This is a genomic window from Lipingzhangella halophila (assembly GCF_014203805.1).
Lineage (GTDB): Bacteria > Actinomycetota > Actinomycetes > Streptosporangiales > Streptosporangiaceae > Lipingzhangella > Lipingzhangella halophila.
Genome location: NZ_JACHJT010000002.1, coordinates 703,503 through 716,118, shown reverse-complemented (window position 1 = coordinate 716,118; position 12,616 = coordinate 703,503). Strand labels below are relative to the sequence as shown.

Here is a 12,616-nt window from a genome sequence, read left to right as displayed (position 1 = left end):
ACTGCACAGCCTTTACGGCATCAGGGCGTTGACGAAACGAGATAGGGCTTCACCGCCGGCCAAGAGCCCTCCCAGGGCACCCTCGATAACCGCAGCGGCGCTTTCGGGTTGCGTGAGCAGATAAAACCCGACGAAGGCTATGAGGGCATACCCCAGCCATTTTTTCAGCTTCGCCATGACCGTCTCCCCAACGATTGCAGCCTGACCCACCAACCCATGTTGATTGTTACACCGACCCCCACGCGCGTAAAGCCGCAGCCACCCCGTCGGCGTGGCGTCCGGTGAAAATGGGTTGTGGCTCTGGTCACGCGGGGAACGGTGAGCGGCGTTCCGCGAAGGCCATCGCCAGTACCTGCAAGTGTTGGCGTGCGATGCGTTCGACCAGCTCGGGGGTTGCCAGCCCGGTGACGTCCTGCGCGCCGTGCCGGGCGGCGTCCACACATCGGGTCACCGTGGCGCGCGGGTGGACACCGGCGAACTCGCTACTGAGACGTTCGACAACGGGGGCGAACTCGCGGGGCGGGGTGTCGGTCTGCTCAGGCATCGCACTCCTCGAGAGGGAAGGGGGTCGCTGGCGCTCTGTACCCGGTTCTGAGCGCCGCGTAGGCACTCGGGAGGCGAGAGGGCACCGCGTCGCGTGGGCTGCGATCGGGTCGCCGTGCCGCGCCGGGGCAACTGGGGAGCAATCGCCACAGGGTGGAACGCCGGTCTGGAGTTTTGGTCAGCGGTGCTTGGGTTAGGTAGGGGCCCCAACCAGGGTTGCAGGCTTGGGTCACATCTCTATGTCGATATGCATTCAGCTATTTCGGTGTGGGGCGTCCCGGCGGCGGCGTCTGCGTCCGGGTCGGGTCCACCTGCCAGGAAGCCGTATGCAGCGGTAAGTTCCCTGGTTTCGGACATCCATTCATCCGATTCGCATAAAGATACAAAATAGCGTCCGACTGCGGTGGGAACTTGGAAGAATTCGCAGGTCAGAGGCTTCCATAGAGGCGGTCTCCCGCGTCACCGAGGCCGGGCAGGATGAACCCGCGCTCGTCCAGCCGCTCGTCGACGGCCGCCGTGACGACGCGCAGGGTCGCGCCGTGCTCCGGATCGAGGGTTCCGGCCAGCTTCTCCCGCACGGCTTCGAGCCCTTCGGGGGCCGCCAGCAGGCAGATCGCGGTCACGTGGTCGGCGCCCCGCTCGACCAGCATGCGCAGCGCGGCCGCCAGTGTTCCCCCGGTGGCCAGCATGGGGTCGAGGACGAAGCACTGCCGCCCCGACAGGTCACGCGGGAGGCGGTCGGCATAGGTCGCCGGCTGCAGGGTGTGCTCGTCGCGGGCCATCCCGACGAACCCGACCTCGGCCATCGGCAGCAGCCGCGCCATGCCGTCGAGCATCCCCAGACCCGCGCGCAGGATCGGCACCACCAATGGGGCGGGGCGCGTGAGGCGGACCCCCGAGGTGAGCGTCAACGGTGTCCGCACCGTGACGTCGGTGATTCGGATATCCCGTGTGGCCTCGTAGGTCAGCAGCGTCACCAGCTCATCGGTGAGTCGCCGGAACGTGGGGGAGTCGGTTTCCTGGTCGCGTAGCGTTGTGAGCTTGTGCGCGACCAACGGGTGGTCGACGACCAGGGTTTCCATTGCATACTCCGGATGAACTGGGAAATCGGCCGGTTCGGCGGTCCGAGTCTAACGGTGCGCGGCATGTCCCGGCCCGCCGGTGGAAGGCGGGTGACCAGTGCCACGAGCGGGATCCCGCGTCGCATTAGGCGACGAATCGGAGTCAACTTCCCGAACGCGTTCTGCAAGGGACGAGGTTTCCGATCTAATAGGACTGTGTGCGCGGACTTCTATCACGGAGACAGGCCCTCTTGGGCGAACCCACTCATAGGCGAGAGCGGTGGTTACGATGACGCCGCCACAGGCGATCTGCAATCCTGGCCGCACCAAGGCCAGCGGGGTGGGATGACGATGACCGAACTCGAACCGGGTGACGACGGCGCCGGTGACTTCGCCGCCGTTGCCTACCGGGAGGAGGACTACTGGGACGTCGACCTCCTCCCGGTGGCGTTGACCGAGGACCTCAAGGGCCTCCTGCACGCGCTGCGTCAGCAGCCCAGTATCAGTGGTGCGATCGGCCTGGTCTCGGTGGGCGACGACTTCTTCCTCGTCGTCCGGGTCTACGGCCGCGACGATGTCAGTATCTTCCTCTCCGACGTCACCGCCTCCGTCGACTGGCCCGTCGCACGCCAGGTGCTGGAACACCTGGAGATCGACCAGCCGGACGAGGACGACCTGGACCAGGTGCTCCCCGCTGGCGACCTCTCGATCCTCGCCGACCTCGGGCTCGACGAGATGGAGCTCGGAGCGCTCGCGGGCGATCTCGACCTCTACCCCGACGAGGTGCTGGCGAGTATCGCCGAACGGCTGGGATTCCAGCAGGCGTTCCAGCGTGCGTTGGACGGGATGGGGTAAGGATTTCCCCGGCCTGATCATGTGATCACGCGCCACTGCCCTGATCCGGCCCAGCGCGCTAGAGAGGACGGGAACGCACGGTGTCGATCTTCGCAGCGGTCTTCTGCCTTTCCGCGGACACGTGGATGGGGACCGAGGTCGACCTGGACGGGGCCGAGAGCATCGACGACGTCGCGGACCTCATGCGGGACGTCTCGGGGGCTCACGGTCCCGACGCCGCCGAGGGAACCATGCTGCTCCTCATCGAGGCGGACGACGAGTGGTTCGGGCTCGTGCGGGTCGACGACCACTCCGACCCCCAGGTGTTCCTCTCCGACGCCCGAGTGGTGCACGAGCACCCGGTCGCGGAACTGCTGCTGGAGAGCGGCGAGATCGAAGCTCCAGAGCAGGTGGAGGGCACCGGGCAGAAGCCCTACCCCAATCCCGGGGGTACCGGTGCGCTGCTCTCCGACATCGGCACCTCCGAACGCGACCTGCTCTCGCTGACACTGAGCGAGGGCATCCTGCCGGGGGACGTGCTGTCCACAGTGGCGGCCCGTGCCGGCTTCGCCGACTACCTGGACTCGCTGCGGTTGTGACGGAGACACCGGGGCCGAGCGCGCGGGAGCACGCCGACGCGGCGCTGCGGCTCGCCCTCGCCGAGAGCGAGCACGCGCACGAGAGCGAGGACGTGCCCGTGGGTGCCGTGGTGCTCGACGCCGGCGGGCGGGTGATCGGGGCGGGGCGCAACGAGCGCGAGGCGACCGGCGATCCCACCGCGCACGCCGAGATCGTGGCACTTCGGGCGGCGGCCCGGCACACCGGGCAATGGCGCCTCACCGGGTGCACGCTCGCCGTCACCCTCGAACCGTGCACGATGTGCGCCGGCGCGAGCGTACTGGCCCGGGTGGAGAGGCTGGTCTACGGCGCGCGCGACCCGAAGGCCGGGGCGGCGGGCTCGCTGTGGGACGTACTGCGAGACCGCCGGCTGAACCACCGCCCGGAGGTGGTCCCGCCCGACCTGGTGAGCCCGGAGCTCGCCGAGCGATGCGGGGATGTGCTCAACGCGTTCTTCGCACGCCGTCGTTTCCGGTAGAGTTGCCCTCGGTGGAGTCGCCTAGTGGCCGATGGCGCTCGCCTCGAAAGCGAGTGTAGGGAGACCTACCGTGGGTTCGAATCCCACCTCCACCGCCGACAGAAGAGCCGGTCGCCCGATACGTCGGGGACCGGCTCTCTTCGTGTGGGGGACGCGAAGAGAGCCGGTTGGGCAGCGGCGTCTCTGGAGGCCGGATGCGGCAACAGGGAAGCCCTCCTCTTCTTGTTCTTGGGGGATGGCGGTTACGGTTTTTCCCGTATCCCCCATATAAGAGGAGTCGCTCGTGGCCGCCGACACCGATGATCGCCCGGACTTCCGCGGCTCTACGTGGGAACGCGTGCTGATCTCGCGGTGGATCGACCATTCGGTGCGGGCGTTGATGGTGAGCCTGCCGCTCCTGCTCGGCGGGGGGTTCTTCTTCGGGTTGACGCACGATAGCTTCCCCGGTCTGCTCTCGGCGTCAGAGGGGACGGTGCAGGCACTCGGGTACGCCATCGGGGGATGCGCGGGCGGAGGAATCGCCGCGCTTGGCTCCACCCTGCGGCAGCGGAGGTTCGCGGAGGTCGAACGGGGAATCGATCCCCGCAGAAGGCGCGCGGCAAGGCTGGCCCTGCACAGGGGCGAGCTCGTGGACGACCCCGAGGCCAATCGGATCGCCGCGTCGCTCGCGCGGCTCCACCTGCAGGAGGGGTGGACACCGCTCATGGTCCGGATATTCCAGATATCTGCCGGCGGCTTCGCGACTCTGCTGGCGGTCGCCGTGTACTTCAAGGTTAAGTACTACGGCGTGGACTACGTGGTCACCTACAACGTCTTCCTGATGCTCTGGATGGCGACCGCAGCAGCGGTGGTGCTCCCCGCCCTTGCGCGGACCCACGTCCACAGTCGCCGAATTGTCGCGCTGCAGGAAGCCGAGGCCTCAGACAGCACCTACCGGGGAAGCCAGCCCCGGCCCCCGGGCTCCGGCTGCCAGGTTCTCTGACGGCGCGGCGCGGTAGAGGACAGGGGCGCGGACCGCTGAGAACGCGGAACATCCCGACAGGAGGAGTCGCTCGTGGCCGCCGACCCCGATGGTCGCCCGGATTTCCGCGGCTCTACGTGGGAACGCGTGCTGATCTCGCGGTGGATCGGCTATTCGATGCTGGCCGTGATATTGGCCCTGATAATCGTGCCCCTCATGGGGTCCTTTTTCCTGGAGGTGCACCATGAGTTCTCCGGTCTGCTCTCGGTGTCGGAGGGGACGATGGGGGCACTCGGGTACGCCATCGGGGGGTGCGTGGTCGCAGGGCTCGTCGCGCCCGTCGCGCTTGGCTTCTCTGGGCGGGAGCGGAGGTTCGCGGTGGTCGAACGGGGAGTCGATCCCCGGAGAAGGCGTGCGGCAAGGCTGGCCCTGTACAGGGGCGAGCTCGTGGACGACCCTGAGGCCAACCGGATCGCCGCGTCGCTCGCGCGGCTCCACCTGTGGGAAATCGCCGCGGCGCTCGCGCGGATTCACCGGTGGGAAGGGGGAGTACCGGATGGGTTGATGCCGGGCATCATCCGGAGACACCAGATCGGTACCGGCAGCTTTGCGATTCTGATGGCGGTCTTCCGGTTCACGGCTGAGCACGACAGCGCGGCCGACATCGCCCTCAGCGTCTCCACGCTCGGCGTGATACTCCTCTGCGCTACCGCAGCAGTGGTGTGGCTCCCCGCCCTTGCGCGGATCCACGTCCGCAGCCGCCGAACTGTCGCGCTGCAGGCCGCCGAGGCCTCATACAGCGCTTATCGGGGAAGCCAGTCCGGGCCCGCGGGTTCCGGCTGCCAGGTTCTCTGACGGCACGGCACGGCACGGCGCGGCAGAGGACAGGGACGCGGACCGTTGAGAACGCGGAACATCCCCCCAGAGGAGCCTCCCGCGACCCCCGCCTGGTACGCCAGGTTGTTGATGGACCAGCCCGCACTGGTCCGCAACTCGCGCAGTCGTGCACCGACGGCCCGTAATTCCCTGTCGCCCATACCCGACAGTTCTATACGATCGTTCAGCCAACCCGCCAGGGTCCCGGCCGCTGGCAGCACCGCGCGGTGGTGGCCATCCGGCCGGATGCGGTCGTAGGGCTGGGGACGCCCGTCGAACCCGGATACGCTCATGGGACTTTTTGGTGAAAGGCCCCGCCATGCCGCACGATCGTCCTTCGGACGGCCCCCCGAACCCGTCTCCCGGGAGCGCACCCGGCGAACGCAAGCTCGCTCCGGACCTGGCGCGCGGCTTCATGCTGCTGCTGATCGCCATGGCCTATGCGGGCGTGTACGCCGGCGGGGGGTTCGGTACCGACCTCACGGACGAGCCGCTGCCGGACCGGCTCGCGGGCTTCCTGGCCACTCTGCTGCTCGACAACCGCGCGTTCCCGATGTTCGCGATCCTCTTCGGGTACGGCCTGGGGTGGATGGTGGCGCGCCAGACCGAGCGGGGATCCGAACCCGCGGACGTACGCCGCCTCCTGCGCAGGCGCGGTCTTTTCCTGCTGCTGTTCGGGGCGGTGCACGCGTTCCTCGTGTTCCCGGGGGAGATCCTCACCTCCTACGGTCTGGCCACGCTCGTCACCGGCTGGCTGCTGTTCCGGTCGAACCGGGTGGTGGTCCGGGCGGCCTGGATCCTGGCGGGGCTGTACGCGTGCGCGGTGCCCGTGGCGATGCTCGGGATGGTCTACGCCCAGTCGCAGGGCGACATTCCGCAGGAGGCGGTGCCCGGGTACACCACCGCGGCCGACTGGGTCGAGCGCGCTGCGGGGGTGCCTTTCGCCCCGCTCTTCATCGCGTTCGGCTACCCGTTGCTGCTGCTCGTGGTCCTGGGGTACCGGGCGGGCAGGTCGGGGCTGCTCGACGACCCGCACGCGCATCGCGCGACGCTCACCCGCATCGCCGTGGTGGGCATCGCGGTCTCGCTGGCCGGGGCGCTGCCCGCCGGGCTCATCGCGGTGGGTGTGCTGCAGCCGGGCGCGGTTCCCACCGGGTTGCTGCTGGCGCTGCAGGTGCTCACGGGAGTGTGCGGCGGAGCGGGTTATGTCGCGCTGTTCGGGCTCCTGAGTATCCGGCTGGAGCCGCGGCACGGCCCCGTCACCAAGGCTATCGGCGCTGTTGGGAAGCGCTCCCTGACCTTCTACATCGCGAACTCGGTTGTCGTCGCGGTCGTGCTGCACCGCGACCTGGTCGGGGTCGGTGAACAGGTGGGTATGTTCGGTGCTTTGGTGGTCGCCGCCTGCGTGTGGCTCGTGGGCCTGGGCGCGGCCGCGGCGCTGGAGAGGGCGGGTCGCCCGGGCCCGCTGGACGCGCTGCTGCGGCGGCTGGTCTACCGGGGTGGCGCGGGCCGGTTCCGGTCATCCGGTACCCCGCGGGGAGCGCACCCGGGCCAGTGCCGTTAACCTAACGCCGTGATTCGCGCGCCACAACCACCCTCGGACCCCCAACCGTGATGAGCGGTGACTTTCCCACATCCCCCCAACCCCGGCTGTCCCGCCTGTTCGAGGCCCTCGACACCGGGGACGGTACGGCAGCGCGGCGGGAGCTCACCGAGTTTCTCGCGGACGAGCACACTCGCGACGATGTCTTGGACCTGCTGGCCCGGCAGGGGGCCGACGGGTCAGGTCTGGCGGTCGAGCTGCTGGCCGAGACCGTCGACGAGCTTGGACTGGCCCGGCGTGCCGCGAGCCGGATGCTGGTCGACGAGGCGGCGGTGGACGATGTGGCGCAGGAAACGCTGATCTCCATGGCGACCTCGATCCACTCGTTCCGTGGCGACTCCAAGTTCACCACCTGGCTGTACCAGGTGACGCGGCGCCGTGTGGTGGACTACCTGCGCCGGCAGCGCGCCGACATCCAGCTCGACACGGACGAGGTCTCGCCCGCGCAGCGCATCAGCTCGATGATCGCGTCGCGCGAGACCGCGCGCCAACTCGTCGATCGACTTCCCGAGCTGTACCGCGCGGCCGTTGTGCTGCGCGATGTGGAGCGCCTGTCCTACGACGAGGTGGCCCAACGCCTCGGCCGCAACACCAACACAGTAAAGTCGCACGTCGCGCGCGGACGCGCGCTTCTCGCACGGATGCTCGGGAGTGGCGATCGTGAGTGAGGGCGCACTCGAAAAGGTAGGGCGCTACCGTGTCGACGCGATTCTGGGAGTCGGCGCGTTCGCCACCGTGTACCGGGCGACTGACGATCGCCTCGACGGCACGGTCGCGGTCAAGGTGCTGGCGGAGAACCACAGCCTCGACCCCGAGCTGCGCGAGCGGTTCCTCACCGAAGGGCGGGTGCTGCGGCGAATCGACAGCGCCCACGTCATCCGCGTCCACGACCTTGGCGAGACCGACCGTCAGCAGCCCTACCTGGTGCTGGAGTACGCCGGTCTGGGGACTCTCGCCGACCGGGTGAGCGATCTGCGGGGCGCCGGGTGGCGTCCGGCGAGTGCCGATCTGCTGTCCGTGGTTCGCCCTCTGGCGTCCGCGATCGAGGCCGTCCACCGCGCCAACGTTGTGCACCGGGACCTGAGCCCGGGCAACGTGCTGCTGTCGTCCTCGGCGGGGTCGCCATCGGGTCCGCCTTCGGCTGTGATTGGCGGCACCGAGCGGATCGTCCTTGCCGATCTCGGGCTGTGCAAGGACCTGGCGATCAACTCCGGGTACACCGTGTCGGGCGGGACCTCGGGGTTCCGCGCGCCCGAGCAGCGGGGTGGTCCGGCCCTCATCGACGCCCGCGCGGACCTGTGGTCGCTGTCGGCGCTGGTGGTGTGGCTGGTGACCGGCTCGCCCCCGGAGGGTGGGCCGGTGCGCGGCGCTATCGTCGCCGCCGGGTTCCCGGGCGCGCTTGGCGACGCGCTGGACCGGAGTCTGTCCGAGGACCCCGGAGCCCGCCACCCCGACGTCGCCGCCTGGCGGAGCGCGATCGAGGAGGCGCTGTCCCCGGTGACCCCGGCCGGCGCGCCCGGAGCCACCACAACGGCGCGGGGCGCCGCAAGCGGGAACCGGCCCGCGCGGCGCCTGATCACGGTCCTCGGGAGCGCGGGGGCGGCGGGGGTCGTGGCGCTCGCCGGCGTCCTCGGCTGGGCGTGGTGGGCCGACCGCACCGAGGTGACGAGTCTCGACGGCGGGGACGTTCGCGTCGCCAGGTCCGAGGGTGATTCCGAGGTCGCCATCGAGGGTCCTGAGGAGATCTCAGCGGGGGAGACCGCGACGTTCTCGGCCGAGCTCGACGGGGTGAGCGAGGCCGTCTGGGTTACTCCGGAGGGATCCCTGCACAGCGACGCCTCGGGCCTGGAGGTGGCGACGTCCTCCTCGGGGGTGGCCACCGTGACGCTGGTCGGCGCGGTGCCTGGTGGCGAGCCGATCACGGTCACGCACGACCTGCGCGTCACCGAGTAGCGAGCCCCGCGCTCCTCGCGGATCCGCGCGAAGCCCCGCGCTCTGCCGGGCAGCGCCGGTGATTCGGACACGCACCGGGACACGGTGAAAACACGATCCGAAACGGCGCGATCGCGTCAGGTAGTAGTCGAATTTTTTCGCGATTCCTGCAACGCGAGACCGCATCGCCCACGACGTACCGAGCGTCAACCAACCGAGCAGGAGGTCACCATGGGGAGTAGTAACACGGCAAGCCCGGCCGCTCCGGCGCGGCGGTTCCTCGTGACGTGCGTCGTGACACCGTTGCTGGTCCTCGGCGGCACGTCGTGCGGCCTCGTCGATGGCGGCGGCGACGGCGCGGCCGAAACCGACAGCCAGCCCGTGGACGAGGGGGGCGACGAAGGCCAGGGCGCGGGTGAGGACGGCGCGCAGGAAGACTCCGAAGGGGAGAACTCCGGGGGTCCGCTGGGCGACCGGAACCTCGACATCGATATCCGCCACCCCAACGGGACGTCGCTGACCGTGAGCAAGCTGACCTTCGAGGGCAACGACATCATGATCGACTTCGAGGTCATCAACAGTGGCCGCGATGAGATCCGGTTCCACCGCGGGAACCACAGCGGCTCGCGGCTGCGGCTGGTGGACAGCGAGGGCCAGGAGTACAACTTCGTCGAGGACGAGGAAACGGAGAAGATCGAGCTGGGCAGCGGTGAGTCCATCAGCGGCACGCTGGCTTTCCTCGGCCCGCTGCACGGTGAGCCGAGCGAGATCTACCTGGTCACCAACCACCGGGACAACGACGACCTGGACCGTTTCGACATGAGCGAGGAGTCCGACGGCACGAGCACCCCGGAGTTCGTCGTCCCGCTCCTCGGTTCGGGGGAGTGAGCGGCGTGCCCCCGAACAAGATCCGACACGGGGTCCTCGTGTTGCTGGCCAGCACGTTTTCCCTGGCCGCCTGCGGGACCGGGGCCGGCGAGGGTGAGGAGGCACCGGCCACCGACGCCTCCGGAAGCGGCGCGGACTCCGGCGGCGGGAATTTGGAGGCTGGCGGCGGTGAGCCGACCCAGCCGGATGTGGAGTTCCACGAGAACGAGTCCACGTCGAGCGTCGAGCGCCAGGTTTCCGAGACGCTGTCCGACCTGGGGGCCGAGACGCGCGACGGCGACACCGTAGTCACCCTGCCCGACCGGGTGCTGTTCGATACCGACGAGGACACGGTGCGTTCCGATGCCGAGGGCACCCTGGACGATCTGGCCGAGGCGATCGTCTTCTTCGACGACGCCCCGGTCATCGTGGCGGGGCACACCGACTCCGACGGCGCCAAGAGCTACAACCAGGACCTCTCGGAGCGGCGTGCGGAGTCGGTGGCCGACTACCTGGACGGCGCCGGCGTCCCCGAGGGCAGTATCACCTCCGAAGGGCACGGTGAGACCGATCCCGTCGCCTCCAACGACGACGAGGACGGCCGAGCCGAGAACCGCCGGGTCGAGGTCGTCATCGAAGGGGTCGAACTTGACGAGCTCGGCGAATGACGACGGTGGAACGCGAGGGACGACCGTCCCGGCCGGGCACCGTGTCCGGTGCGCGCCCCGGGGCCAACACCACCATCGCGGGCAGGGACGACGCCCCCATCAGCGGCGGCGGCGTCCTGAACTCCTGGAACGGAACCTCGCTGTATGCGGAGGGCGGTTTCCGCAACGGCGATCCGACCGACCTACTGGCCGCACACAATGAGGCCAACCCCGACGCTCGGCTGAACAGCGACGTGAGCTGGACGCCCGAGTACCACGAGGTCATCCAGCCGGCGCAGGCGGTGTCCGCGCTGTTCACCGTCAAGGCCGGGGCTCTACTGAGGCCCTCGGGCCGAGCCGGCGACGCCGTTGTCACCCTGGCCGGCCGGGTGCTGTTCGGCGGGGCGGGCCCTTCCCGGAGGGGCGTGGGCGGAGTGCCCGCGCCCCTCCGGCGGGAGGGAGCGGCTCAGGTCCCGGCCAGTTGCTCGGCGCAGGTGGGAAGGAACTCCCCCAGGGCCGCGTCGGCCGCGGTGGCCGTGGTCTGCTCGTCGAGGGTGTCGTGGACGAGCCGGACGGAGGCGTCCTCGATACCGCAGAAGGCGGAGACCCCGATCCGTAGTTGGCGGTCGAGCACATCGTCCATGCCGTCCCTCGCGAAGTGCCTCCGCGAGCCGCCGGCAGCGCCGATCCACAGCATGCGCTTGCCACTGAGTCGCGCTGTGGCACGGCCGTAGGCGAACCCGTGGTTCCACACTCGGTCGATCCAGCCCTTGAGTATGGCCGGTGGCGCGAACCACCACACGGGAAAGACAACAATGATGGTGTCGGCGGCATCGATCCGCCGCATGTGCGCCTGGACCTCGGCGGAGTACTCCTTGTCGGGATTGTCCCAGTCGGGCTCGTCATCCGGGGTCAGTCTCGGGTCGAAGCCTTCGGCGTACAGGTCGAGCACGTCGACGGTGTGCCCCTCGCACTCCAGGCGCCTGCGAGCCCGAGCCGCGATCTGGGTGGTGAGCGAGTCGCTTCGCGGGTGGGCGAGGACCAGCAGGGCGTGTGGTGCGGACATGAGGACCAACCTTCGCTGGGACGTCAGCTGCCGAGACGGACGAGCATCTTGCCGGTGTTGGATCCCTGGAGCACCCCCAGGAAGGCGGCGGGTGCCTCCTCGATGCCGTCGACCACGGTCTCCTCGGTGTGCAGCGTCCCGTCGGTCAGCCATCCCGTGGCCCGCTCGATGTATTCGGGGAACAGCGGAAGGTAGGAGGCCACCTGCATGCCGCGCAGGGTGAGCTGTTTCGTTACCACCTGGAGGAGGTTTCCCGGCCCGCCAAGGGGCTCGGTGGCGTTGTAGCCGCTGATGGCCCCGACGAGGGCCGCCCGGCCACCCACGCGCAGCGCGTCGATGGCGGCCTCCAGATGGTCGCCGCCGACACTGTCCAGGTAGACATCGATGCCCTCGGGGGCGGCCTGGGCGAGCTGGTCGGCGACGGCGCCGGCCCGGTAGTCGATCGCGGCGTCGAAACCGAAGTCCGCCACGAGCTTCTTGGTCTTCTTCGGCCCGCCGGCCGACCCGATCACCCTGGAGGCGCCGAACTCGCGGGCAAGCTGCCCGGCGACACTACCGACCGCGCCCGCGGCGGCGGACACGAACACCACGTCTCCCTGCTGTACCGGTGCCACGTCGGTGAGAGCGGCGTAGGCGGCCAGGCCCGTCGTGCCCAGCGCACCCAGGTAGGTTTGGGCGCTGACACGTGTGGTGTCGAGGATGGTCGCCTCGGCTGCGTCCAGGACGGCGTACTCGCGCCAGCCCAGGAAGTGGGTCACCGTCGCCCCGACCGGGACCGTCTCGGACCGGGAGGCGATGACCTCGCCCACCGCGCTGCCTTGCATCGTGGCACCGAGCTGGAACGGGGGAAGGACGGGAGAGGGGACGTCATCCATCCGGTTGCGCATGTAGGGGTCCACCGAGATCCAGGTGTTGCGGACCAGGAGTTGTCCCTCCTCGGGCTGGGGCACTTCGGTCCGGACCAGTTCGAAGTCGTCCAGTCGCGGTTCGCCGACCGGGCGGGCGGCAAGCTGAACCTCTCGGCTGACGACGTGGCCGTTCTGCGCGGTGTTCGAGGACATGGGGTTCCTTCCGTCAGGTCACCGGGTTGTGCTCTGTACGGAATAAACGCTATTTTCCGCGCTCGTCTC

15 protein-coding genes and 1 tRNA gene are annotated in these 12,616 nt (G+C 69.2%); 11 read left to right on the top strand and 5 right to left on the bottom strand.

Going from position 1 to position 12,616, the window contains the following annotated elements; genetic code table 11:
- Window positions 1-12: 12 nt before the first annotated feature.
- The 3 genes from F4561_RS30350 to upp form a co-directional block, all read right to left on the bottom strand.
- Window positions 13-177, bottom strand: coding sequence for a hypothetical protein (locus tag F4561_RS30350; RefSeq protein WP_184585125.1), 165 nt, complete (start codon window positions 175-177; stop codon window positions 13-15).
- Between the two features lie 127 nt (window positions 178-304).
- On the bottom strand, window positions 305-544 hold the full coding sequence (locus F4561_RS30345; RefSeq protein ID WP_184585124.1) for a three-helix bundle dimerization domain-containing protein: 240 nt from the start codon (window positions 542-544) through the stop codon (window positions 305-307).
- Between the two features lie 427 nt (window positions 545-971).
- A complete protein-coding gene (upp, locus tag F4561_RS30340; RefSeq protein ID WP_184585123.1) occupies window positions 972-1,625 on the bottom strand; it encodes a uracil phosphoribosyltransferase in 654 nt (217 codons plus the stop codon).
- A gap of 330 nt (window positions 1,626-1,955) precedes the next feature.
- Here upp and F4561_RS30335 point away from each other — a divergent pair, with 330 nt between their 5' ends.
- The 11 genes from F4561_RS30335 to F4561_RS30285 all read left to right on the top strand — a co-directional run bounded on the left by F4561_RS30335 (window position 1,956) and on the right by F4561_RS30285 (window position 10,441).
- Entirely contained in the window at window positions 1,956-2,459 is a 504-nt protein-coding gene (locus F4561_RS30335) for a tRNA adenosine deaminase-associated protein (RefSeq protein ID WP_184585122.1), read from the top strand.
- An 80-nt stretch (window positions 2,460-2,539) separates the two neighbouring features.
- Window positions 2,540-3,037, top strand: coding sequence for a tRNA adenosine deaminase-associated protein (locus F4561_RS30330; protein WP_184585121.1), 498 nt, complete (start codon window positions 2,540-2,542; stop codon window positions 3,035-3,037).
- Window positions 3,034-3,534, top strand: coding sequence for a nucleoside deaminase (locus F4561_RS30325; RefSeq protein ID WP_312885724.1), 501 nt, complete (start codon window positions 3,034-3,036; stop codon window positions 3,532-3,534). Before F4561_RS30330 ends, F4561_RS30325 begins: the two co-directional genes overlap by 4 nt.
- 10 nt (window positions 3,535-3,544) lie before the next feature.
- Window positions 3,545-3,629 (top strand) — tRNA-Ser (locus F4561_RS30320).
- A 188-nt stretch (window positions 3,630-3,817) separates the two neighbouring features.
- On the top strand, window positions 3,818-4,516 hold the full coding sequence (locus F4561_RS30315) for a hypothetical protein (protein WP_184585120.1): 699 nt from the start codon (window positions 3,818-3,820) through the stop codon (window positions 4,514-4,516).
- A 72-nt stretch (window positions 4,517-4,588) separates the two neighbouring features.
- Window positions 4,589-5,350, top strand: coding sequence for a hypothetical protein (locus F4561_RS30310; protein ID WP_184585119.1), 762 nt, complete (start codon window positions 4,589-4,591; stop codon window positions 5,348-5,350).
- Window positions 5,351-5,690: 340 nt separating this feature from the next.
- Window positions 5,691-6,935 (top strand): DUF418 domain-containing protein, encoded by a 1,245-nt coding sequence (locus F4561_RS30305; protein WP_246438192.1) that lies wholly within the window; start codon window positions 5,691-5,693, stop codon window positions 6,933-6,935.
- Window positions 6,936-6,985: 50 nt separating this feature from the next.
- Window positions 6,986-7,642, top strand: coding sequence for an RNA polymerase sigma factor (locus F4561_RS30300; protein ID WP_184585118.1), 657 nt, complete (start codon window positions 6,986-6,988; stop codon window positions 7,640-7,642).
- Window positions 7,635-8,927, top strand: a complete 1,293-nt coding sequence (locus F4561_RS30295) for a serine/threonine-protein kinase (protein WP_184585117.1) — start codon at window positions 7,635-7,637, stop codon at window positions 8,925-8,927. Before F4561_RS30300 ends, F4561_RS30295 begins: the two co-directional genes overlap by 8 nt.
- A 210-nt stretch (window positions 8,928-9,137) precedes the next feature.
- A complete protein-coding gene (locus F4561_RS30290; protein WP_184585116.1) occupies window positions 9,138-9,794 on the top strand; it encodes a hypothetical protein in 657 nt (218 codons plus the stop codon).
- Between the two features lie 5 nt (window positions 9,795-9,799).
- Window positions 9,800-10,441 carry an OmpA family protein gene (locus F4561_RS30285; protein WP_184585115.1) on the top strand — a complete coding sequence of 214 codons (642 nt, stop codon included), beginning with the start codon at window positions 9,800-9,802 and terminating at the stop codon, window positions 10,439-10,441.
- Window positions 10,442-10,886: 445 nt separating this feature from the next.
- Here F4561_RS30285 and F4561_RS30280 read toward each other — a convergent pair whose 3' ends face one another.
- Both F4561_RS30280 and F4561_RS30275 read right to left on the bottom strand, forming a co-directional pair.
- Window positions 10,887-11,486 carry an NAD(P)H oxidoreductase gene (locus tag F4561_RS30280; protein WP_184585114.1) on the bottom strand — a complete coding sequence of 200 codons (600 nt, stop codon included), beginning with the start codon at window positions 11,484-11,486 and terminating at the stop codon, window positions 10,887-10,889.
- A 23-nt stretch (window positions 11,487-11,509) separates the two neighbouring features.
- Window positions 11,510-12,547: an NADP-dependent oxidoreductase gene (locus F4561_RS30275; protein ID WP_184585113.1), complete on the bottom strand. Its 1,038-nt coding sequence runs from the start codon at window positions 12,545-12,547 to the stop codon at window positions 11,510-11,512.
- Window positions 12,548-12,616 lie beyond the last annotated feature (69 nt).

What these genes read in the sequence shown, in the direction of transcription:
- F4561_RS30345 (WP_184585124.1), bottom strand. Translation starts at nt 544, where the DNA reads ATGCCTGAGCAGACCGACACCCCGCCCCGCGAGTTCGCCCCCGTTGTC.
- upp (WP_184585123.1), bottom strand. Translation starts at nt 1,625, where the DNA reads ATGGAAACCCTGGTCGTCGACCACCCGTTGGTCGCGCACAAGCTCACA.
- F4561_RS30350 (WP_184585125.1), bottom strand. Translation starts at nt 177, where the DNA reads ATGGCGAAGCTGAAAAAATGGCTGGGGTATGCCCTCATAGCCTTCGTC.
- F4561_RS30290 (WP_184585116.1), top strand. Translation starts at nt 9,138, where the DNA reads ATGGGGAGTAGTAACACGGCAAGCCCGGCCGCTCCGGCGCGGCGGTTC.
- F4561_RS30335 (WP_184585122.1), top strand. Translation starts at nt 1,956, where the DNA reads ATGACCGAACTCGAACCGGGTGACGACGGCGCCGGTGACTTCGCCGCC.
- F4561_RS30305 (WP_246438192.1), top strand. Translation starts at nt 5,691, where the DNA reads ATGCCGCACGATCGTCCTTCGGACGGCCCCCCGAACCCGTCTCCCGGG.
- F4561_RS30280 (WP_184585114.1), bottom strand. Translation starts at nt 11,486, where the DNA reads ATGTCCGCACCACACGCCCTGCTGGTCCTCGCCCACCCGCGAAGCGAC.
- F4561_RS30275 (WP_184585113.1), bottom strand. Translation starts at nt 12,547, where the DNA reads ATGTCCTCGAACACCGCGCAGAACGGCCACGTCGTCAGCCGAGAGGTT.
- F4561_RS30300 (WP_184585118.1), top strand. Translation starts at nt 6,986, where the DNA reads ATGAGCGGTGACTTTCCCACATCCCCCCAACCCCGGCTGTCCCGCCTG.